Annotated in this window: 15 protein-coding genes; 7 read left to right on the forward strand and 8 right to left on the reverse strand. The window is 64.9% G+C overall.

What is annotated here, in order from left to right; all coding sequences use genetic code 11:
* Nucleotides 1-86: 86 nt before the first annotated feature.
* From HG549_RS14700 to HG549_RS14735, 8 genes are all read right to left on the reverse strand, one after another.
* A complete protein-coding gene (locus HG549_RS14700; RefSeq protein ID WP_170030235.1) occupies nucleotides 87-1,574 on the reverse strand; it encodes an efflux transporter outer membrane subunit in 1,488 nt (495 codons plus the stop codon).
* Nucleotides 1,571-4,678: an efflux RND transporter permease subunit gene (locus HG549_RS14705; RefSeq protein ID WP_170030236.1), complete on the reverse strand. Its 3,108-nt coding sequence runs from the start codon at nucleotides 4,676-4,678 to the stop codon at nucleotides 1,571-1,573. The genes HG549_RS14700 and HG549_RS14705 overlap by 4 nt, the downstream gene beginning before the upstream one ends.
* On the reverse strand, nucleotides 4,675-7,773 hold the full coding sequence (locus tag HG549_RS14710) for an MdtB/MuxB family multidrug efflux RND transporter permease subunit (protein ID WP_170030237.1): 3,099 nt from the start codon (nucleotides 7,771-7,773) through the stop codon (nucleotides 4,675-4,677). The genes HG549_RS14705 and HG549_RS14710 overlap by 4 nt, the downstream gene beginning before the upstream one ends.
* Complete coding sequence (locus HG549_RS14715; protein ID WP_170030238.1) at nucleotides 7,770-9,083, reverse strand: MdtA/MuxA family multidrug efflux RND transporter periplasmic adaptor subunit; 1,314 nt, start codon at nucleotides 9,081-9,083, stop codon at nucleotides 7,770-7,772. The genes HG549_RS14710 and HG549_RS14715 overlap by 4 nt, the downstream gene beginning before the upstream one ends.
* Before the next feature lie 230 nt (nucleotides 9,084-9,313).
* Nucleotides 9,314-9,814 carry a thiol peroxidase gene (tpx, locus tag HG549_RS14720; RefSeq protein ID WP_170030239.1) on the reverse strand — a complete coding sequence of 167 codons (501 nt, stop codon included), beginning with the start codon at nucleotides 9,812-9,814 and terminating at the stop codon, nucleotides 9,314-9,316.
* 167 nt (nucleotides 9,815-9,981) lie between these two features.
* Nucleotides 9,982-11,262, reverse strand: a complete 1,281-nt coding sequence (locus tag HG549_RS14725; protein ID WP_170030240.1) for a serine/threonine transporter — start codon at nucleotides 11,260-11,262, stop codon at nucleotides 9,982-9,984.
* Nucleotides 11,263-11,588: 326 nt separating this feature from the next.
* The gene (locus tag HG549_RS14730) at nucleotides 11,589-12,785 is read right to left on the reverse strand and encodes an amino acid aminotransferase (RefSeq protein ID WP_170030241.1); all 1,197 of its coding nucleotides are present in this window, start codon (nucleotides 12,783-12,785) and stop codon (nucleotides 11,589-11,591) included.
* 215 nt (nucleotides 12,786-13,000) lie between these two features.
* Complete coding sequence (locus tag HG549_RS14735) at nucleotides 13,001-14,026, reverse strand: Ldh family oxidoreductase (RefSeq protein ID WP_170030242.1); 1,026 nt, start codon at nucleotides 14,024-14,026, stop codon at nucleotides 13,001-13,003.
* A 143-nt stretch (nucleotides 14,027-14,169) separates the two neighbouring features.
* Here HG549_RS14735 and HG549_RS14740 point away from each other — a divergent pair, with 143 nt between their 5' ends.
* The 7 genes from HG549_RS14740 (at nucleotide 14,170) to HG549_RS14770 (ending at nucleotide 20,781) form a co-directional block, all read left to right on the forward strand.
* Entirely contained in the window at nucleotides 14,170-15,042 is an 873-nt protein-coding gene (locus tag HG549_RS14740) for a MurR/RpiR family transcriptional regulator (RefSeq protein WP_170030243.1), read from the forward strand.
* A 21-nt stretch (nucleotides 15,043-15,063) separates the two neighbouring features.
* A complete protein-coding gene (locus tag HG549_RS14745; protein ID WP_170030244.1) occupies nucleotides 15,064-15,816 on the forward strand; it encodes a transporter substrate-binding domain-containing protein in 753 nt (250 codons plus the stop codon).
* Nucleotides 15,817-15,984: 168 nt separating this feature from the next.
* On the forward strand, nucleotides 15,985-16,704 hold the full coding sequence (locus HG549_RS14750; protein ID WP_170030245.1) for an ABC transporter permease: 720 nt from the start codon (nucleotides 15,985-15,987) through the stop codon (nucleotides 16,702-16,704).
* Nucleotides 16,701-17,411, forward strand: a complete 711-nt coding sequence (locus HG549_RS14755) for an ABC transporter permease (RefSeq protein ID WP_170030246.1) — start codon at nucleotides 16,701-16,703, stop codon at nucleotides 17,409-17,411. The genes HG549_RS14750 and HG549_RS14755 overlap by 4 nt, the downstream gene beginning before the upstream one ends.
* Before the next feature lie 17 nt (nucleotides 17,412-17,428).
* Entirely contained in the window at nucleotides 17,429-18,673 is a 1,245-nt protein-coding gene (locus HG549_RS14760; RefSeq protein ID WP_170030247.1) for an FAD-binding oxidoreductase, read from the forward strand.
* A 23-nt stretch (nucleotides 18,674-18,696) separates the two neighbouring features.
* The gene (locus HG549_RS14765; protein ID WP_170030248.1) at nucleotides 18,697-19,479 is read left to right on the forward strand and encodes an amino acid ABC transporter ATP-binding protein; all 783 of its coding nucleotides are present in this window, start codon (nucleotides 18,697-18,699) and stop codon (nucleotides 19,477-19,479) included.
* A gap of 492 nt (nucleotides 19,480-19,971) precedes the next feature.
* Nucleotides 19,972-20,781 (forward strand): gamma-glutamyl-gamma-aminobutyrate hydrolase family protein, encoded by an 810-nt coding sequence (locus tag HG549_RS14770; RefSeq protein WP_170030249.1) that lies wholly within the window; start codon nucleotides 19,972-19,974, stop codon nucleotides 20,779-20,781.
* The last annotated feature ends 449 nt before the right edge of the window (nucleotides 20,782-21,230 follow it).

The following is a 21,230-nucleotide window of genomic DNA, read 5'->3' on the forward strand; positions in this document are numbered from 1 at the left end:
ACGGGCCAGGCCCGGAAAAAGCTGACGATTGTACTCAAGCTTAGGCGAAACGCACGGGGTTTTTGCGCCCGGCGAACGCCAGCAGATCAGTCCTGCCTGGCGAACGCCTGCCCGGCGTCCCAGCCCCCGCCCAGCGCGGCGATCAGTTGCACGCTGGCCACCAGACGCCCTTGCAGCAGGTTCAACACACTGCGCTCGTTGCTCAGCGCGGTGGTCTGCACATTGACCACATCGAGGTAGCCGATGAGCCCCGCGCGGTACTGGTTTTCGGTCAGGCGCAGCGACTCGCGCGCAGCATCCAGCGCTTCCTGGCGCACCACTGCCTCATCGCCATACACCTTCAACTGCACCAGCAGGTTCTCCACTTCCTTGAAGCCATCGAGCACGGTCTGGCGGTATTGCGCCACGGTCTGGTCATACACCGCCACGGTGCGGTCCACCTCGGCGCTGCGCTTGCCGGCGTCGAACAGGGTCAGCGCCAGCTGCGGGCCCACCGACCAGTAGCGGTTGGGCAGTTCGATCCAGTTGTTGAAGCTGCTGCTGGAATAGCCACCATTCATGCTCAGGCTGAGGTCGGGGAAATATGCCGCGCGTGCCACACCGATGTTGGCGTTGGCAGCCATCACATTGCGTTCGGCGGCGGCGATGTCCGGGCGCCGCTCGAGCAACTGCGAAGGCAGGGACACCGGTATCTGCGGCAGCGCCGGTATGCTCTTGCTGTCGGCCAGGGCAAACTCGGCCGGCGTCTTGCCCAGCAACACGGCGATGGCGTTCTCGAATTGCGCGCGCTGCCAGGCCAGGTCGATCAGGTCGGCCTGGGTGGTTTTCAGCTGGGTACGCGCCTGGGCCACCGCATCCGCGCCGGCAACGCCCGCGCGGTACTGGTTCTGGTTCATCCGCAGCGAACGTTCATAGGCGGCCACGGTGGCTTCCAGCAGGCGCTTCTGCTCATCGATCACCCGCAGTTGCAGGTAGTTCTGCACCAGTTCCGACTGCTGGCTGAGGCGGATCGAGGCCAGGTCGGCCAGGCTGGCTTCGGCACTGGCCTGGTTGGCATCGAGGGTCTCGCGCAGCTTGCCCCACAGGTCGATTTCCCAGCTGACGCCGAGCTGGGCGTTATAGGTGTTGCGAATGCCGCTGCTGTTATTGGACAGGCTCGAACTGGAGCTGCCGGTGCCTTGGGCCGAGCGGTTCTTGCCGACACTCAGGTCGAGGCTGGGGAACAGTGCCGCGCGGCTGCTGCGCACCAGCGCCTGGGCCTGGCGATACTGGGCCTCGGATTGCGCCACCGTCTGGTTGCTGCGGTTCAGTTCCTCGACCAGCGCATTGAGCCCGGCATCGCCGTAGATCTCCCACCAGGCCCCGCGGGCGATGGCATCGGACGGCGTGGCCTGGGTCCAGCCTTCGGCGTGCTTGAACTGCGCCGTGCCGCTCATCGCGGGGCGCTGATAATCCGGGCTCAGGGTGCAGGCACTGAGCAAGGCCACGCACAACCCGGCAGCGAGCAGGTGTGAGCCACGCGCACGCGCCAGCACTTGCAGGGTTCGGTGAAGCGGGGTGTGGGCAAAAGTCATAGCGGGGTATCCAGGGCGGCGTCGCTGCGCACGCCGCGCCAACGGTTGAAACGATGACGCAGGCGGTCCAGGTACAGGTACACCACCGGCGTCGTGTAAAGGGTGAGGACCTGGCTGAACACCAGCCCTCCGATGATGGTCAGGCCCAGCGGCTGGCGCATTTCCGCGCCTTCGGCACTGCTCAGCAGCAGCGGCAAGGCACCGAGGATGGCCGCCAGGGTGGTCATCAGGATCGGCCGCAGGCGCAGCAGGCAGGCACGGCGGATCGACGCCTCCGGGGACAGGCCCTGGTGACGTTCCAGTTGCAAGGCCAGGTCGATCATCAGGATCGCGTTCTTCTTCACTACGCCAATCAGCAGGAACAAGCCCAGTAGCGAGATCAGGCTGAACTCGCCACCCGTGACGTACAGCGCCAGCAAGGCGCCGACGCCAGCCGAGGGCAGTGTCGACAGGATGGTCAGCGGGTGAATGTAGCTTTCGTAGAGGATACCCAGCACCAGGTACACCAGCACCAGCGCGCCCAGGATCATCAGCGGCTGGCCTTGCTGGGTCTTGGCGAAGGCATCGGCACTGCCACCGAGCCTGGCAATCACTTCCTCCGGCAGGCCCAGCTTGGCCACCGCGCGCTCCAGCGCCACCATGGCCTGGTCGGGGCTGTAGCCTTCGGCGATATCGAAGGCGATGCTTTCGGCGGCGAACTGGCCTTCGTGGCTGACCCGGTCGTTGGCCAGGCTGTTCTGGTAATGGGCGATAGTCGACAGGGGCACGCGGGCACCGTCGGCGGTGATCACCTGCACCTGTTCCAGCGTGCTCGGGTCCCAGGCGTACTTGCGGTTGATCTCCAGCACCACCTGGTACTGGTTGAGGCTGTCGTAGATGGTGGAGATCTGCCGCTGGCTGTAGGCGTTGTTCAACACGCTGGTGACCATGTCCATGTCGATCCCCAGGCGCTTGGCCTGGTCGCGGTCGACCACCAGGGTGACCTGCTGGGTGCCGGCACCGTCACGGGCGTCGATGGCGGTCAGTTGCGGCAGGGCACGCAGTGCCGCCACCACCTTCGGGAACCATTCGCGCAAGGCGGCCAGGTCGCCGCTTTGCAGGCTGTACAGATACTGCGACGAGGTCTGGTCGCGACCGCCGCCGCCCAGTTGCAGGTCCTGGTCGGCCATCAGGAACAGGCGCCCACCCGGGACCTTGGGCATTTCCTTGCGCAGGCGCTCAATGACCTTCTGCGCGTCGATCTTGCGCTGGCTGATCGGCTTGAGGCGGACCAGTACCACGGCGTTGTTGGTGCCGCTGTTGCCGCCGATGAAGCCGGCCACGCTCTGCACTGCCGGGTCGGCCAGCAAGGCGCGGCGGTAGGTTTCCATTTTCGGCTGCATCACGCCGAACGACAGGCCGTCATCGCCGCGGATGAAGCCTATTAGCTGGCCGGTGTCCTGCTGCGGCATCAGCGTCTTGGGCACGACCACGTACAGGGCGATGTTGAGGCCGATGGTGGCCAGCAGGCTGATCAGGGTCAGGCGCTTGTGGCGCAAGGCCCAGCCAAGGCTGCGGTCATAGGCATCGACCATGCGCTGGTGCAGCTGGTCGCTCCAGCGTTGCAGGCGGCTCTGCTCGGCCCGGTGTGGCTGCAGCCAGCGGGCGCAGAGCATCGGCGTGAGGGTCAGCGATACCACCAGCGACACGATGATCGCCGCCGCCAGGGTGATGGAGAATTCCTGGAACAGGTTGCGCACGATGCCGCCCATGAACAGGATCGACACGAATACCGCCACCAGCGAGACGTTCATCGACAGCAGGGTGAAGCCCACTTCCCGGGCCCCGAGGTAGGCTGCCTTCATCGGCGGCTGGCCGTCCTCGATATGCCGGGAGATGTTTTCCAGCACCACGATGGCATCGTCCACCACCAGCCCGGTGGCCAGGATCAGCGCCATCAGCGACAGGTTATTGAGCGAGAAGCCACACAGGTACATGACCGCGAAGGTCCCCACCAGCGACACCGGCACGGCCAGGCTGGGGATCAGCGAGGCGCGCAGGCTGCCGAGGAACAGGTAGACCACCAGGATCACCAGCACCACGGCAATCAGCAAGGTGTGCTCGGCCTCCTTCAGGGTAGCCTTGATCACCGGCGAGCGGTCCATCGCCACGTTGAGTTGCACGCTGGCCGGCAGCAGCGACTGCAGGGCTGGCAGTTGCGCCTTGATCTGGTCCACGGTTTCGATGATGTTGGCGCCGCTCTGGCGGTTGACCACCAGCAGTACCGCACTCTGGTCATTGAAGAAACCGCTGTTGTAGCGGTTCTCGACGCCATCGGTGATGGTCGCCACATCGGCCAGGCGCAGGATGGTGCCGTTCTGCTGGCGGATCACCACCGGCTCATAGTCCCTGGCACTTTCCAGCTGGTCGTTGGCCCGCACCTGCCAGTTACGCTCGGCATCCTCGACAAAGCCCATGGGCCGGCGCTGGTTGGCGTTGGATACCGCCGTGCGTACCTCGTCCAGCGACACGCCGTACTGGTTGAGCAGTTGCGGTTCCACAGCAATCCGCACCGCCGGCAGCGAACTGCCGCCGATCTGCACCTCCCCTACCCCCGGCACCTGTGCCAGGCTTTGCGCCAGGATGGTATCGGCCAGGTCGTACAACTTGCCTTTCTGCAGCACATCCGAGGTCAGCGACAACACCATGATCGGCGCTTGCGACGGGTTGATCTTCTTGTAGGTGGGCATGCTGCGCATGCCGCTGGGCAACAGGTTGCGGGTGGCGTTGATCGCGGCCTGCACCTCGCGCGCTGCACCGTCGATGTCGCGGCCCATCTCGAAGCCGATGATCACCCGCGTGGAGCCCTGGTTGGAGCTGCTGGTCAGGGTGGTCACACCGGCGATGCTGCCCAGCTTGCGCTCCAGTGGCGTGGCCACGGTGGAGGCCATCACCTCGGGGCTGGCGCCAGGCAGGTTGGCCGATACCACGATCACCGGGAAATCCATCTGCGGCAACGGTGCCACCGGCAGCAGGCCGAAGCTGACCCCGCCCAGCAGCATGATCGCCAGGCTCAGCAGCATGGTTGCCACCGGGCGACGGATGAACGGGCCGGACAGGTTCATGCCTGGGCCTGCGTGGCATCGGTGGCCGGGCGCCAGCGACGGGCCAGGCGGTCGAAGTACAGGTAGATGACCGGGGTGGTGAACAGCGTCAGCACCTGGCTGACCAGCAACCCGCCGACCATCACCAGGCCCAGCGGCTGGCGCAGCTCGGCACCGGAACCGGTGGCGAACATCAGCGGCACGGCGCCGAACAGCGCGGCCAGGGTGGTCATCAGGATTGGCCGGAAGCGCAACAGTGCCGCCTGGTAGATCGCATCGCGCGGGCTCATGCCCTGCTGGCGCTCGGCCTCGAGGGCAAAGTCGATCATCATGATCGCGTTCTTCTTGACGATGCCGATCAGCAGGATGATGCCGATGATGGCGATCATGCCCAGGTCATTGCCGCTGATGAGCAACGCCAGCAAGGCCCCGACCGCTGCCGACGGCAGGGTGGAGAGGATGGTCACCGGGTGGATGTAGCTTTCGTACAGCACGCCCAGCACGATGTACATGGTCACCACCGCCGCCAGGATCAGCAGCAAGGTGCTCGACAGCGACGCCTGGAAGGCCTCGGCGGCACCCTGGAAGCGGGTCTGCACGCCCAGCGGCATGCCGATGTCTTGTTGTGCCTGCTCGATCACCTGCACCGCTTCGCCCAGCGACGCCCCGTGAGCCAGGTTGAACGACAGGGTCACTGCCGGGAACTGGCCGATATGGGAAATGGCCAACTGGGCCTGGCGCTGCTCGATCCGAGCCAGCGCCGACAGGCGCACCTGGCCGCCATCGGCGGCCTTGACGTGGACCGACTCCAGCGCCTGCGGGCCGATGACCGCGGCGTCTTTCGACTGCAGCACCACACGGTACTGGCTGGCCTGGGTGTAGATGGTGGAAATCTGCCGCTGGCCGAACGCGTCGTACAAGGCGTTGGTGATCTGCGACACGCTGATTCCCAGGCGGCTTGCCATGTCGCGGTCAATGACCAGGTAGACCTGCAAGCCCTTGTCCTGCAGGTCACTGGCCACATCGGCCAGTTCCGGGCGTTGCTGCAGCGCCTGCACCAGCTTGCCGCTCCACTGCGCCAGCAGGTCGGCATCCGGTGACGACAGGCTGAACTGGTACTGGGTACGGCTGACCCGATCCTCGATGCTCAGGTCCTGCACCGGCTGCATGAACAGGCGGATCCCCACCAGGCGATCGAGTTGCGGCTGCAGGCGGCTGATCACTTCGCTGGCGCTGACATCGCGCTCGCCATGCGGCTTGAGGTTGATCAGCAGGCGGCCACTGTTGAGCGTGGCGTTGTCGCCATCGACGCCGATGTAGGACGACAGGCTCTGCACCGCCGGGTCCTGCAGGATCACCTTGCTCAAGGCCTGCTGGCGCTCGCTCATGGCGGCGAACGAGGTGGCCTGCGGCGCCTCGGAAATGCCCTGGATCACCCCGGTGTCCTGCACCGGGAAGAAGCCCTTGGGCACCACCATGTACAGGAACACGGTGAGCGCCAGGCTGGCCACGGCCACCAGCAAGGTCAGCGGCTGGTGCCTGAGTACCCACTGCAAGGCACTGCCGTAGTGCCTGATCAGCCAGTCGATCCAGGCGCCACTGGCGCGGTAGAAACGGCCCTGCTCTGCGGGCTCGGGCTCACGCTTGAGCAGGCGCGCGCACATCATCGGCGTGAGGGTCAGCGACACCACCAGGGAAATCAGGATGGCCACCGCCAGGGTGATGGCGAACTCGCGGAACAGGCGGCCGACCACATCGGCCATGAACAGCAGCGGAATCAGTACCGCAATCAGCGAGAAGGTCAGCGAAACCAGGGTGAAGCCGATCTGCCGGGCGCCCTTGAGCGCCGCCTGCATCGGTGTCTCGCCCTCCTCGATGTGCCGGGAGATGTTCTCCAGCATGACGATGGCGTCGTCGACCACGAAGCCGGTGGCGATGGTCAGCGCCATCAGCGTCAGGTTGTTGACCGAGAAGCCGGCCAGGTACATCACGCCGAAGGTTCCGATCAGCGACAGCGGCACGGCAATCGACGGGATGATGGTGGCGCTGAAACGGCGCAGGAAGACAAAGGTGACCATCACCACCAGGGCGATGGCCAGCAGCAACTCGTGCTGCACGTCCTTGACCGCGGCACGGATGGTCTGGGTGCGGTCGGTCAGCACCGAGACGTCGAGGCCGGCCGGCAGGTTGTCGGTGATCGATGGCAACAGGTCCTTGATCCGGTCGACCACTTCGATGACGTTGGCGCCCGGCTGGCGCTGGATGTTCAGCAGCACCGCATGGTTGTCATTGGCCCAGGCGGCCAGCCGTTCGTTCTCCGCGCCATCGACGATTTCGGCGACGTCCTTCAGGCGCAGCGGTGCCCCGTTGTTGTAGGCCAGGATCAGGTTGGCGTACTCCTCGGGAGAGCGCAGCTGGTCGTTGGCATCAAGCATCGATACCCGGGTCGGCCCGTCGAAGTTGCCCTTGGGCTGGTTGACGTTGGAGGCGCCGACCAGGGTGCGCACGTCATCCAGGTTCAGGCCGTTGGCAGCCAGGGCATCGACATTGACCTTGATCCGCACCGCCTGGCGCTGACCACCGGCGATGCTGACCATGCCCACGCCACTGATCTGCGCGAGCTTCTGCGCCACGCGGGTGTCGACCAGGTCGTTGAGCTTGGGCAACGGCATGGTCTTGCTGGAAATGGCCAGGGTCAGCACCGGCGTGTCGGCCGGGTTGACCTTGTTGTACACCGGTGGCGCCGGCAGGTCGCTGGGCAACAGGTTGCTGGCGGCATTGATCGCGGCCTGCACCTGCTGCTCGGCAACGTCCATGTTCATGTCGAGGTTGAAGCGCAGGGTCAGCACCGAGGCGCCGCCGGAGCTGGTCGAGGCCATCTGTTGCAGGCCCGGCATCTGCCCGAACTGGCGCTCCAGCGGTGCAGTGACGGCGCTGGTCATGACCTGCGGGCTGGCGCCGGGGTACAGGGTCATGACCCGGATGGTCGGGTAATCCACCTGCGGCAAGGCGGAAACCGGCAGCAGCTTGTAGGCGATCAGGCCGGCCAGGACGATGGCCAGCATGCTCAGCGTGGTGGCGACCGGGCGCAGGATGAACAGGCGCGAGAGGTTCATGCGCCGGCCTTGCCTGCTGCCTGACCGGGCTGGGCTTCACCGGCCTGCGCCGAGCCCTTGGCCTCCTGCCCCTGCAGCTGCTGGCCGGGGCTGGTCGGCACTTGCGAGCTGTCTTCGACCACTTCCACCTTGGTGCCTTCGCGCAGCCGGTCGGTGCCTTCCAGCACCAGGCGCTCACCGGCCTTGAGGCCTTCGAGGATGACGCTGTGCTCGCCGTCGCTGGCCCCCACCTTGAGCTTGCGCACGTTCACCGTGCTCTGCTCGTTGACCACGTAGGCGAAGGTGCCATCGTTGCCGAACTGGATGGCTGCCGCCGGGGCCAAGGTCACCTGCTTGAGGGTGTCGGCGAGCAGGCGCACGTTGACGAACTGGTTGGGGAACAGGGCCAGGTCCTTGTTCTCGAAGCGGCCCTTGAACTTGAGGGTGCCAGTGGTGGTGTCGATCTGGTTGTCGATGCTGCCCAGCACGCCGGTGGACTGCAGTTTGCTGTCGCTGCGGTCCCAGGCCTCGACCGGCAGGCTGGCGCCGCTGCGGTAGCGCTCCAGCACCGTGCTCAGCTCGGTTTCCGGCAGGGTGAAGGCGACGCTGATCGGTTCGGTCTGGGTGATCACCACCAGCGCGGTGGTGTCGTTGGCCGCCACCAGGTTGCCCAGGTCGAGCTGGCGCAGGCCAACGCGGCCGTTGATCGGCGCACGGATCTGGGTGAACTCGAGGTTCAGGCGGGCGTCGTTGACCTGCGCCTGGTTGGTCTTGACCAGCCCCTGGAACTGCGCCACCTGCGCTTCGGCAGTGTCGAGGGTCTGCTTGGCGATACTGTCCTCGGCGTACAGGCCTTTATAGCGGGCCAGATCAACCTGGGCGTTCTTCAGCTGCGCCTGGTTCTGCGCCAGGGTGCCTTCGGCCTGTTGCAGGGCGATGCGGTAGGGGCGCGGGTCGATCTCGGCGAGCAGGTCGCCGGCCTTGACCTGCTGGCCTTCCTTGAAGTGGATCTTCACCAGCTCGCCGGCCACGCGGCTGCGCACGTTCACCGTATTGGTCGCGGTAACCGTGCCCAGGGCCTTGTAGTACAGCGGGAAATCGCCCACCCGCACCGGCTCGACACGCACCGGTACCGGGTCGCTGGAGCCGCCGAAGCCCGGGCGGCCGCCCATCATGCCCATGCCCGTGCCCTTGCCGGCGCGCCCGCCACTGCTGTCCTTGTGCGCAGGCGTCGCTGCCGGCCACAGCCACCAGGCCAGGGCAGCCACCAGCAGCAGGATCAGCAGGCCGACGAGCCAGCGACGGGGGGAACGGGAATTGGACGCTTGCATGGGTTGAACGAACCTTGTTCGGAATGACGACTTGGGGAGGATGAAACGATAAGCACTGGCATCGCTTTAGCAAAGGGCCTTTACCAGAGGTTTACCTTTGCCTGACGTTGCCAAAACCCTGAACTTTAAATGAAAACGGCCCGGAACGCGTTCCGGGCCGTTTACAGGGTGTTACCTGGAGCGGTGGCGGGCTGGAAAGTTCCGTTGCCTGTACCGCCCCCAGATTGAAATTACTTCAGTACAGCCAGCGCCGCATCGTAGTTCGGCTCGTCGGCGATTTCGCCAACCAGCTCGCTGTGCAGCACCTTGTCGTTCTCGTCCAGCACCACCACGGCGCGGGCAGCCAGGCCGGCCAGCGGGCCGTCGGCGATGGCAACGCCGTAGTTGTCGAGGAACTCGCGGCCACGCAGGGTCGACAGGTTCTTCACGTTGTCCAGGCCCTCGGCGCCACAGAAGCGGGCCTGGGCGAACGGCAGGTCGGCGGAAATGCACAGCACCACGGTGTTGTCCAGTTTGTTGGCCTGGGCGTTGAACTTGCGCACGGAAGTGGCGCAGGTCGGGGTATCGACGCTAGGGAAAATGTTCAGCACCTTGCGCTTGCCGGCGTAGTCCTGCAGCGACTTGTCGGCCAGGCCTTCACCGACCAGGGAGAAGGCCGGAGCCTGGGCGCCGGCCTGTGGCAGGTTGCCGTTGACCTGAACCGGGTTGCCTTTGAGAGTCACTTGAGCCATGACGAATTCCTTATGCGGGGGTTTGAAAAGGACACTGAGTTAAGCATGAAGGCGGTCGGGTGCCTATGGGGCAGGTGAAATTGTTCTATTGCCTGACAAAACTTGTGGACAAAAAAATGCCCGGGTAGCGACAAACGCCCCGGGCATGCTTCATCGCCTGCAGTGCATCAGCTCACCAGGCCGTACACCACCGAGGTCAGCGCAACCAGGCCGACCACCACGACGAACAGGTTGGACGCCGCACCGCTGTACTTGCGCATCGACGGTACCCGGCGGATGGCATACATCGGCATCAGGAACAGCAGCACCGCGATGATCGGGCCGCCCAGCGACTCGATCATGCCGAGGATGCTCGGGTTGAGGGTGGCCACGATCCAGCACACCACCAGCATCAGCGCGGCTACCACACGGTCCAGGGCCTTGGCCCCCGGGCGCGCGCCAGTCTTGCTGATGATGCCCTTGAGGCCTTCGCTGGCACCGATGTAGTGGCCGAGGAACGACTTGGCGATGGCCACGAAGGCAATCAGCGGCGCGGCGAAGGCGATGGTCGGGTTGCTGAAGTGGTTGGCCAGGTACGACAGGATCGACAGGTTCTGTGCCTTGGCCTCGGCCAGCTGGGCGCTGTTCAGGGTGAGCACGCAGCTGAACACGAAGAACAGCACCATCAGCACCATCAACAGGTGTGCGCGCCGCAGGATCTGGCCGCTGCGCTCATCGGCGTGCTCACCGTAGCGGCGTTTCTGGTCAACGGCAAAGGCCGAGATGATCGGCGAGTGGTTGAACGAGAACACCATCACCGGGATCGCCAGCCACACGGTATGCAGGAACGCCGATGCCGGCGGTACCTGGTGGGCGCCATCGAGGATGCCACCGGTCCAGTGCGGGACCAGGTACAGGCCCAGCAGCCCCAGGGCGACGATGAACGGGTAGACCAGCAGGCTCATGACCTTCACCGTGGCCTGCTCGCCGCAACGCACGATGGCCAGCAGGCCGAGGATCAGCACGAACGACAGGATGGCCCGCGGCGGCGGCTCCAGGTGCAGCTGGTGCTCCATGAAGCTGGCCACGGTGTTGGTCAGCGCCACGCTATAGATAAGCAGGATCGGGAAGATCGCGAAGAAGTACAGCACGGTGATCGCGCCGCCGGCGGAGGCGCCGAAGTGCTCCTTGACCACCTCGGTGATGTCGCCACCCGCGCGCCCCGAGAGGACGAAGCGGGTCAGCCCGCGGTGGGCAAAATAGGTCATCGGGAAGGCCAGCGCGGCCAGGATCAGCAGCGGCCAGAAGCCGCCGAGGCCCGCGTTGATCGGCAGGAACAGGGTTCCGGCGCCGATGGCTGTGCCGAACAGGCCCAGCATCCAGGTGGTGTCGTGACGCGACCAGCTGCCGAGGGTGGCGGGGGTCGATTCTGCAAAGCGCTGTTCAACGCTCGGGGCCTGCTCATTCATTCCGGGTGAAGCTCCACTCGCAAGACTGCAACAGGCTGAGAATGGCGGACTAGACGTTCCGCCCAACTCAACCGGGAAAGAGGGGCGCGATTGTGCACGGAAAGGTTGCACTTGCGAAGCCCTATCCGAGGGACGGTTGCACTTGTCTTTACAAGCGGGTTGTGCCTACAGGCTGGAGGGGATTGTGCAGGAGCGGCCTTGCGTCGCGATGGGCCGCGACGCGGCCCCGGCAATATTTGCGGCGAAGCTGCAAAATGCGGGGCGCTGTGCGCCCCTATCGCGACACGAGGCCGCTCCTACAAGGGCGCGTCGTCCTGGGAGAAGGTTTACTTCTGGACCGCAGCGAAGGCTTCGGCAACCCGTTGCAGGTTGGCCGGGCGCAGGCCGGACATGCACACGCGGCCGCTGTCGATCAGGTACACCCCGAACTCGTCACGCAGGCGGCGTACCTGCTCGACGCTGAAGCCGGTGTAGCTGAACATGCCGCGCTGACGCAGGAAGAACTGGAAGTCCTGGCCTGGCAGCAGCACCGCCAGGGCATCGACCAGCGCCTGGCGCATGTCGAGGATGCGCTTGCGCATCACTTCGACTTCCGCCGCCCACTGGGCATTCAGGCCGGCATCGCCGAGCACGCCAGCGACCAGCTGGGCACCGAAGTTGGGCGGGCTGGAGTAGTTGCGGCGCACGGTGGCCTTGAGCTGGCCGAGCACGCTCTGGGCGGTAGCCTCGTCGTCACACACCACCGACAGGCCACCGACGCGCTCGCCATACAGCGAGAAAATTTTCGAGAACGAGTTGCTGACCAGGCACGGCACGCCGGCGCGGGCCATTTCGCGGATGGCATAGGCATCTTCCACCAGGCCTTCGGCGAAGCCCTGGTAGGCGATGTCGAGGAACGGGATCAGCTGGCGCGCCTTGACCACTTCGACCACTTGCTGCCACTGCTGCTGGTCCAGGTCGGCCCCGGTCGGGTTGTGGCAGCACGGGTGCAGCAGCACCACGCTGTTGGCCGGCAGGGTTTGCAAGGTGGCCAGCATGCCGTCGAAGTCCACGCCACGGCTGGCCTGGTCGAAGTACGGGTAGGTGTGCACTTTGAAACCGGCGCCTTCGAAGATGGCGCGGTGGTTGTCCCAGGTCGGGTTGCTGACCCAGACTTCGGATTGCGGGAAGTAGCGCTTGAGGAAGTCGGCACCGACTTTCAGCGCACCGGAACCGCCCACGGTCTGCACGGTGGCCACCCGGCCAGAGGTCACGGCCGGGTGATCGGCCCCGAACAGCAGCGCCTGGATGGCCTGGCGGTAGCTGGCCAGGCCTTCCATCGGCAGGTACAGCGAAGCTTCATGGTCCTGGCCGGCGATGCGTTTTTCCACCGCATCCACAGCCGCCAGTTGCGGCACCACGCCGGCCTCATCGTAGTACAGGCCGATACTCAGGTTGACCTTGTCGGCGCGCGGGTCGGCCTTGAAGGTTTCCATCAGCGAGAGGATCGGGTCGCCGGCATAGGCATCGACATGTTTGAACACAGCGTGCAGCTCCTTGGATCAGGACAGTACGAAAAGTCAGCCCTGAGCATACCCGGAGTGCACGGTCAGGAACATCAACTATTGTGCAAGGTTGTCCATGCAACGATGCATGGCTCGGGGCAGTGGCGAATTCTTCGCGGGCAAGCCCGCCCCCACCGGTACTGCGAGGACGGTGATATCCCTGTGGGAGCGGGCGTGCCCGCGAAGAGGCCGGGTCAGCCAAGCAGCGCTTTCAAGCCCTGCAACTCTTGTTCGGTCAGCGCCACCCCCTCCTCCTCGGCCGCTTCGCGCTCGCGGTAGCGCCGTTCACCGGGCATACGGGTCAGCCCTGCCGCCTGCATCTGCTCCACCAGTTCGCGGCTGCGCTGGGCAAAGCGCTCGCCCTCGGCCTTGCTCGGGTCGATGACGATGATCAGCTGCCCGGTCCAGGGGGTTTTCGCGCCCGGATGCCCCGACCAGTCGAACTCCCACGAAAAGTGCCCGCCGGTCAGCGCCGCCGCCAGCAACTCGACCATCATCGACAGCGCCGAGCCCTTGTGCCCGCCAAACGGCAGCAAGGCGCCACCTTCCAGGATTGCCTTGGGGTCGGTGGTCGGCTCGCCATTGGCATCCACGCCCATGCCTTCAGGCAGCTGCTGGCCGGCGCGCGCGGCAATCTGCACGTCACCGTGGGCCATGGCACTGGTGGCCATGTCGAAGACGATCGGGTCGTGTTCGGCACAGGGCGCGGCAAAGGCGATGGGGTTGGTGCCAAACAGCGGCTTGCGCGCACCATGCGGCACCACGCAGGTCATGCTGTTGACCACGCTCAGGGCCACCAGGCCTTCCTCGGCGAAAGGTTCCACGTCTGGCCACAGCGCGGCGAAGTGGTGCGAGTTGTGAATCGCCAGTACCGCGATGCCAGCGTTGCGCGCCTTGGCCACCAGTAGGCCACGGGCTGCCGCCAGTGCCGGCTGGGCAAAGCCGCCTGCGGCATCGACACGCACATAGCCAGCCGCCACGTCGCTGACCTGCGGCGTGGCCTGGCCGTCGACCCAGCCACTGGCCAGCGTCGAGACATAGCCAGGCATGCGGAACACCCCATGGCTGTGGGCACCATCGCGCTGGGCGCTGGCGCAATTGTGAGCCAATACACGGGCCACGCCATCGCTGCAGCCATGGCGCTGGAAAATAGCCTGCAACAAGGCCTGGAGCTCGGTGAAAGGCACGCGCACGACAGTGCTGGTGGAAGGTGCGGACATCTGAAGCTCCTTTATTGGATTTGGAATGGCGACAGCGTGCAACGACAAAAACTTTCCTGCATGTGACAGCTATCTGTCAATTGTTGACTTGGTGACAGAAAACATTCATTTTCTTCCACAAGCCTCACCCCTGGAGCCGCAGCATGAGCCAAATGATCAAGCAACGCCTGGAACACAGCCTCGAAGGGGCCGCAGCTTCCGGCCGCAAGATCGCCACCTACATGCTCGCCAACCTGCATGAACTGCCGTTCCAGACCTCGGCCAGCATCGCTGCCAAGCTGGGCGTCAGCGAATCCAGCGTTGGCCGCTTCTGCCGCTCACTGGGTTATGCCCATCTCAAGGCGCTCAAGCAAGACCTGCAGAACGACCTGGGTGACGGCCCGTGGCTGGTGGGCGACCGCCTGCAAGATTACCGCCAGAATCAGGACGCCGGCGACAACGCTGGCAGCCTGGAGCTGGAAATCGCCGCCCTGGTGCGTGTGCACGAGTATCGCCAGGGCAGCGCCTGGCACACCGTCGCGCAACGCCTGGCGAGCAAGCAGCGGGTGTTCATTGCCGGTTTCCAGACCGAGCGCGGCATCGCCATGTGCATGAGCCATCTGCTGCAGTACCTGCGCGATGGCGTGCAACTGGTCGATCTCGGCGCCGGCCACTTCGGCGACGTGTTGCTGGGCCGCGCCGAGGACAGCGCCCTGGTGGTATTCGAGGCACGCCGCTATTCCCGCCATGCCCTGCTGCTGTGCCAGAAGGCGCGCGAGGCCGGCATTGCGGTCACCCTGGTGACCGACACCTTCTGTGACTGGGCCGATGCCAATGCCGACGAGGTGTTCCGCATCCCCACCGAATTCAACCTGTTCTGGGAATCCACCTCGACCATGCTGTCGTGGGTGCACCTGATGGTCAACGAGGTCTGCAAGAAGCTCGGGCCGGATGTTGAAAAACGCTTGGAAGCAACTGCCGCTCTACATAACGAATTCGTCGGCTACACCTCGTGGTCGGCGGGAAAACAACAATAGCAAGAGTGCAAGAGGTGCGAGATGAACAAGACCATGGCCTTGGTGGGTGCGTGCGCCCTGCTGCTGTCGGGCGCCGCCAGTGCCGAAACCCTGCGCTTCGCCACCGAGGGCGCCTACCCGCCCTTCAATTACGTCGACGCCAATAACCAGTTGCATGGCTTCGATGTCGACATCACCCACGCCCTGTGCGAGCAGATGAAAGTCGAATGCACGCTGGTGGCACAGGATTGGGAAGGCATCATCCCCGCCCTGATGGCACGCAAGTACGACGCGGTGGTGGCCTCGATGATCAACACCGAGGAGCGGCGCAAGAAGATCGCCTTCACCGACCACTACTACCGCACACCGCTGACCGTCGCCGTGGCCAAGGACAGCAAGATCAGCGACGCCCAGACCAACTTCGACGGCTATACCGTGGGCGCGCAGTCGTCGTCGACCCAGGCCATCTACGCCGAAGACGTCTATGCCAAGGCAGGCGCCGACGTGAAGCTGTATCCGACCATGGACGAAGCCAACGCCGACCTCGCCGCTGGCCGCCTGGACGGCGTGATCGCCGACAAGTTCCCGCTGCAGGAGTGGATGACCAAGAACGGCGGGGACTGCTGCAAGATCCTCGGCGACGTGGCCAACACCAAGGCCGACGCCGCAATTGCCGTGCGCAAGGACGACGAGGCCCTGCGCCAGCGCCTGAATACTGCGCTGCAACAGATCGTGGCCAACGGCACCTACCAGAAGATCGCCAGCAAGTACTTCGCTTTCGATATCTACAACTGATCTTCAGGAAACTGCGCAATCTGTAGGAGCGGCCTTGCGTCGCGACAGGGCCGCAAGGCGGCCCCGGCACTCCCTGCCACGGCATAGATCCTGGGGCTGCTGCGCAGCCTTTCGCGACACCAGGCCGCTCCTGCAAAGAGTCCGCGTTGCCCATCCTAGGGGTTTGTCATGCTCGATCAATTGTCCTTGCTGTCCTTCGCCAGCGGAGGCTGGGGCCAGGCGCTGCTGGCCGGCGCCCTGGTCACCCTGTCCCTGGCCCTGGCCTGCCTGCCCGTCGGCCTGCCGCTGGGCCTGCTGGTCGCCCTCGCGGCACGCTCGCGCAAGCGCCTGCCTCGGCTCTGGGCCACCACCTTCTCCACCGTGTTCCGTGGCCTCCCCGAACTGCTGACGCTGCTGATCATCTATTACGGCTGCCAGATCGCGGCACAGAAGATCCTCGCCGCCATGGGTTATCCGGGTGAGTTCCTGATCAACACCTTCCTTGCCGCGATGATCGCCTTCAGCCTGGTGTTCGCCGCCTTTTCCAGCGAAATCTGGCTGGCCGCCTTCAAGACCTTGCCCAAGGGCCAGCTGGAAGCGTGCTCGGCGCTGGGCCTGAGCAAACGCACGGGCTTCTTCAAGGTGCTGCTGCCGCAACTGACCCGTATCGCCCTGCCCGGCCTGTCCAACAACTGGCTGTCGCTGCTCAAGGACACCTCACTGGTTTCCACCATCTCGCTGGTCGACCTGATGCGCCAGACCAACCTGGCAGTCAGCGTGACCAAGGAACCGATGTTCTTCTATGGCGTCGCCTGCCTGGGCTACCTGCTGTTCGCCGCCCTCTCCGGACGCGTGTTCGCCTTCATCGAACGGCGCAGCAACCGCCACCTGCAAGGAGCACGCGCATGAGCCTCGAACAACTGCTGGCGTTGGTGGTCGACCCCAACCTGCTGGAGCGCTACGGCCCGCGTTTCCTCGATGGCCTGCTGGTGACCGCCAAACTGGTGGCGATTTCCTTCAGCCTGGGTGCCCTGCTGGGCCTGCTGCTGGCCCTGGCGCGCATGTCGCGCAGCCTGCTGCTGCAACGCGTGGCTGCAGGCTACGTGTACTTCTTCCGCGGCTCACCGCTGCTGGCCCAGCTGTTCCTGCTGTATTACGGCCTGGGCTCGCTCAAGGGCTTCTGGCAGGACGTCGGCCTGTGGTGGTTCTTCCGCGAGGCGTGGTTCTGCACCCTGCTGGCATTCACCCTGAACACTGCCGCCTACCAGGCCGAGATCTTCCGCGGCAGCCTGATGGCTGTGGCTCCTGGCCAGCATGAAGCAGCGCGAGCCCTGAACCTGAAGCGCTCGACCACCTTTTTCAAGGTGATCCTGCCGCAGTCGCTGTTGGTGGCCATCGGCCCGCTGGGCAACGAACTGATCCTGATGATCAAGGCCAGCGCGATTGCCTCGCTGGTGACCATCTACGACCTGATGGGCGTGACCAAGCTGGCCTTCTCGCGCAGTTTCGACTTCCAGATCTACCTGTGGGCCGCCGTGCTCTACCTGCTGATCGTCGAACTGGTGCGGCGCCTGTTGAAGCACCTGGAAGCCCGCCTGGGCCGCCACCTGAATTGACCGAAGGATACGTTCCAATGCATTGCCAGACCCTTGTCCTCGGCGCCGGCATCGTCGGCGTCAGCACCGCGCTGCACCTGCAGGCCCGCGGGCGCCAGGTGATCCTGATCGACCGCGACGAACCGGGCAGCGGCACCAGCCACGGCAATGCCGGGTTGATCGAGCGCTCCAGCGTCATCCCCTACGCCTTCCCGCGGCAACTGGGCGCGCTGCTGCGCTACGGCCTGAACCGCCAGCCCGATGTGCGCTACAGCCTGCTGCACCTGCCCAAGGCGGCCCCGTGGCTATGGCGTTACTGGCGCCAGTCGGCCCCTGGGCGCCTGGCCGGGGCTGCCGCCGACATGCTGCCGCTGGTACAGCGCTGCGTCGAGGAACACGACGCGCTGATCGCTGCCGCCGGCCTGGAAGGCCTGGTGCAGGCCAAAGGCTGGATCGAAGTGTTCCGTGACCCGGCGCTGTTCGCGCAGGCCAAGGCCGACGCCATAGGCCTGAGCCGCTATGGCCTGCAGTTCGAAATCCTCGAATGCGGGCAGCTGCAGGCCCGCGAACAGCAGCTGGACGCCACCGTGGTCGGTGGCATCCATTGGCTCGACCCCAAGACCGTGAACAACCCTGGCGCCCTCACCCGTGGCTATGCCAGCCTGTTCCTGCAACGCGGCGGGCAGTTCCTGCACGGCGATGCACGCAGCCTGCGCCAGCTCGATGGCCAATGGCAGGTCGACAGCCGCCGCGGCCCGATCACCGCCGATGAAGTGGTGGCCTGCCTCGGCCCACAGTCCGCCGATCTGTTCAGCGGCCTGGGCTATGAAATCCCGTTGGCGATCAAGCGTGGCTACCACATGCACTACAGCACCCGTGACGGCGCGCAGCTGGAGCACTCCATCTGCGATACCCAGGGCGGCTACGTGCTGGCGCCCATGGCCCGCGGCGTGCGCCTGACCACCGGCATCGAGTTCGCAGCCAGCAGCGCACCGGGCAACCAGATCCAGCTGGGCCGCTGCGAAGCCCTGGCCCGCAAGCTGTTCCCGGCGCTGGGCGAGCGCCTGGACGACAGCCCATGGCTGGGCCGCCGCCCCTGCCTGCCCGACATGCGCCCGGTGATCGGCCCGGCTCCGCGCCACCCGGGGCTGTGGTTCAACTTCGGCCATGCCCACCATGGCCTCACCCTGGGCCCGGTCAGCGGCCGCCTGCTGGCCGAACTGGTCACCGGCGAACGCCCCTTCACCGACCCCGCGCCCTATAGCGCGACCCGTTTCGACTGAACCCACGCGGGAGAACAACAAAGATGACCGCACCACTGAGCCTTGCCAGCCTTGCCCCCGACCCCGACCCACGCCCGGTGCTGATCCGCATCGAGGGCCTTAACAAGCACTACGGTGCCTTCCATGTACTGCGCGACATCAACCTGCAGGTGCGCGAAGGCGAACGCATCGTGCTTTGCGGGCCTTCCGGCTCGGGCAAATCGACGCTGATCCGTTGCATCAACCGCCTGGAAGTGGCCCAGCAGGGCAGCATCAAGGTGGACGGCATCGACCTGGCTGCCAGCAGCCGCGAAGCGGCGCGGGTGCGCAGCGATATCGGCATGGTGTTCCAGCACTTCAACCTGTTCCCGCACATGAGCGTGCTGGACAACTGCCTGCTGGCCCCCACCAGCGTGCGCGGGTTGTCGCGCAAGGATGCCGAAGAGCGCGCACGCATGTACCTGAGCAAGGTCGGTATCGAAAGCCAGGCGCACAAGTACCCCAGCCAGCTGTCCGGTGGCCAGCAGCAGCGGGTGGCGATCGCCCGGGCGCTGTGCATGAAGCCCCGTATCATGCTGTTCGACGAGCCCACCTCGGCACTGGACCCGGAGATGGTCGCCGAGGTGCTGGACGTGTTGGTGCAACTGGCCGGTACCGGAATGACCATGCTCTGCGTCACCCATGAAATGGGCTTTGCCCGGCAGGTCGCCGAGCGCGTGCTGTTCCTCGAGGGCGGGCAGATCATCGAGGACAGCCCGCCGCAGGTGTTCTTCAACCAGCCGCGTACCGAGCGGGCCAAAGGGTTCCTGGCGCAGATACTGCACTGATTGAAAATCATGCAAGCTGGCGCGATACCTGTGTAGGAGCGGCCTTGTGTCGCGAAAGGGCTGCAACGCAGCCCCGGCAATTTGTATTTCTGCGCTGAGAATTCTGGGGCTGCCATGCAGCCCTTTCGCGACACAAGGCCGCTCCTACACAGGTTCCGCGTCAGCGACGGCGTGAGCGACTCTACAGGGCCTTCATTGCACCGCTGCAAAGACCCGACTGCATCGTTAAATATTATTGACCTTAACCCCCGCCAAACCCACGCCGGCACAGGCCCGCATCGGTTTCAGCCCCCAAAAACCGGCGCATTCCCTGGCATCAAGCCCTGTTCCGTCGTTTGACATATCGAACGGCTCTGGCAAGCTATCTACAAGCCCCGACCGGAATCGTCGCCTCTGACGAGCCGGCAGTGCTCGGGGCTACAGGCTGCACCCAAGGCCACGCGCCGTGCACCTGCACAACAACGACAGGCCGAACCTGTCCCAAGGTGACATATGTCCAACAGCAACATTGGCAACAAGCAACCTTCCCTGCGCAAACCCGTCGTCCTGATGACCATGGGCAGCCAAGAGCGCAAAGGCCATGACTACCAGGTCATGACCCACAAATACATCACTCCGCTGGTCGAATTCGCCGATTGCGTACCGGTACTGGTCCCCACCTGCTGCGGCATCGATGACCTCGAAACCTACCTGGACATGGCCGACGGCGTGTACCTGACCGGCGCTGGCAGCAACATCGACCCGGCCCTGTACGGCCAGGAAAACCAGACCCCCGGCAAAGGCCAGGACAAGCACCGCGACCTGTTCGACATCCCCCTGGTAAAGGCAGCGATCAAGCGCGGCCTGCCGATCTTCGGCATCTGCCGGGGCATGCAGGAAATCAACGTGGCCCTGGGTGGCGACATCTACCAGAAGGTCTACGCCGAGCCTGGCTTCAACGACCATCGGGAAAACCCGGAAGACCCGGTCGAGGTGCAATACGCCCAGGTGCACGGTGTGAAGATCGAGCCTGGCAGCTGGCTGCGTGACACCTTGGGTACCGACGAAATTCGCGTCAACTCGCTGCATGGCCAGGGCCTGCGCAAGCTCGGCGCCGGCATCGAGGCCATCGCCCACGCCGAAGACGGCCTGGTCGAGGCGATTCACGCCCCGAGCCTCTCGCCGTTCCTGTTCGCCGTGCAGTGGCACCCAGAGTGGCAAGCGGCGAGCAACCCGGACTCGATCAAGATCTTCCAGGCCTTCGGCGATGCTTGCCGGGCCCAGGTACGCAAGGCGCAGATCAAGCGCCAGCAGGCTGCCTGACCTTCGTTTCACTGCGCTTTGATCGCGGGGCGGCGCAAGGTCGCCCCCGTTTCCCCGGTCACCCTCTGCTGGTCCCAGAACACTTCCCGTGGAAGCGGGCGGCGGGCTTGTGCCTGTCTCCGCGATCTTTTTTTCTTTTAAGAGATATGATGACTGCCGAGTGGTTGTCGTTGGATTTTCTGCGCCTGTGAGATCGAGCGCCGCCCGCGCGGCGCATCGCGGATGAAATCCGCTCCTACATTTGTTGCAACGTGCCGAACCTGTTACGCCATGGTTGCCAGCCTTGGCGCATGACTTGAGCCTTGCATACCGGCTGACAACCATGGCCTGTCAGGCATGGCCACGTTGCAACAAATGTAGGAGCGGATTTCATCCGCGATACGCCGCGCGGGCGGCGCTCGATTTCCGCAACCACACACATCTAAAACCAATCCGCCCTGGCATCCCCC

It is taken from the genome of Pseudomonas sp. SK, from assembly GCF_012975065.1.
GTDB classification, from domain to species: domain Bacteria; phylum Pseudomonadota; class Gammaproteobacteria; order Pseudomonadales; family Pseudomonadaceae; genus Aquipseudomonas; species Aquipseudomonas anuradhapurensis.

Excerpts from the sequence above, each read along its gene's own strand:
- HG549_RS14700 (WP_170030235.1), bottom strand. The coding sequence starts at position 1,574 with ATGACTTTTGCCCACACCCCGCTTCACCGAACCCTGCAAGTGCTGGCG.
- HG549_RS14705 (WP_170030236.1), bottom strand. The coding sequence starts at position 4,678 with ATGAACCTGTCCGGCCCGTTCATCCGTCGCCCGGTGGCAACCATGCTG.
- HG549_RS14710 (WP_170030237.1), bottom strand. The coding sequence starts at position 7,773 with ATGAACCTCTCGCGCCTGTTCATCCTGCGCCCGGTCGCCACCACGCTG.
- HG549_RS14715 (WP_170030238.1), bottom strand. The coding sequence starts at position 9,083 with ATGCAAGCGTCCAATTCCCGTTCCCCCCGTCGCTGGCTCGTCGGCCTG.
- tpx (WP_170030239.1), bottom strand. The coding sequence starts at position 9,814 with ATGGCTCAAGTGACTCTCAAAGGCAACCCGGTTCAGGTCAACGGCAAC.
- HG549_RS14725 (WP_170030240.1), bottom strand. The coding sequence starts at position 11,262 with ATGAATGAGCAGGCCCCGAGCGTTGAACAGCGCTTTGCAGAATCGACC.
- HG549_RS14735 (WP_170030242.1), bottom strand. The coding sequence starts at position 14,026 with ATGTCCGCACCTTCCACCAGCACTGTCGTGCGCGTGCCTTTCACCGAG.
- HG549_RS14740 (WP_170030243.1), top strand. The coding sequence starts at position 14,170 with ATGAGCCAAATGATCAAGCAACGCCTGGAACACAGCCTCGAAGGGGCC.
- HG549_RS14745 (WP_170030244.1), top strand. The coding sequence starts at position 15,064 with ATGAACAAGACCATGGCCTTGGTGGGTGCGTGCGCCCTGCTGCTGTCG.
- HG549_RS14750 (WP_170030245.1), top strand. The coding sequence starts at position 15,985 with ATGCTCGATCAATTGTCCTTGCTGTCCTTCGCCAGCGGAGGCTGGGGC.
- HG549_RS14755 (WP_170030246.1), top strand. The coding sequence starts at position 16,701 with ATGAGCCTCGAACAACTGCTGGCGTTGGTGGTCGACCCCAACCTGCTG.
- HG549_RS14760 (WP_170030247.1), top strand. The coding sequence starts at position 17,429 with ATGCATTGCCAGACCCTTGTCCTCGGCGCCGGCATCGTCGGCGTCAGC.
- HG549_RS14765 (WP_170030248.1), top strand. The coding sequence starts at position 18,697 with ATGACCGCACCACTGAGCCTTGCCAGCCTTGCCCCCGACCCCGACCCA.
- HG549_RS14770 (WP_170030249.1), top strand. The coding sequence starts at position 19,972 with ATGTCCAACAGCAACATTGGCAACAAGCAACCTTCCCTGCGCAAACCC.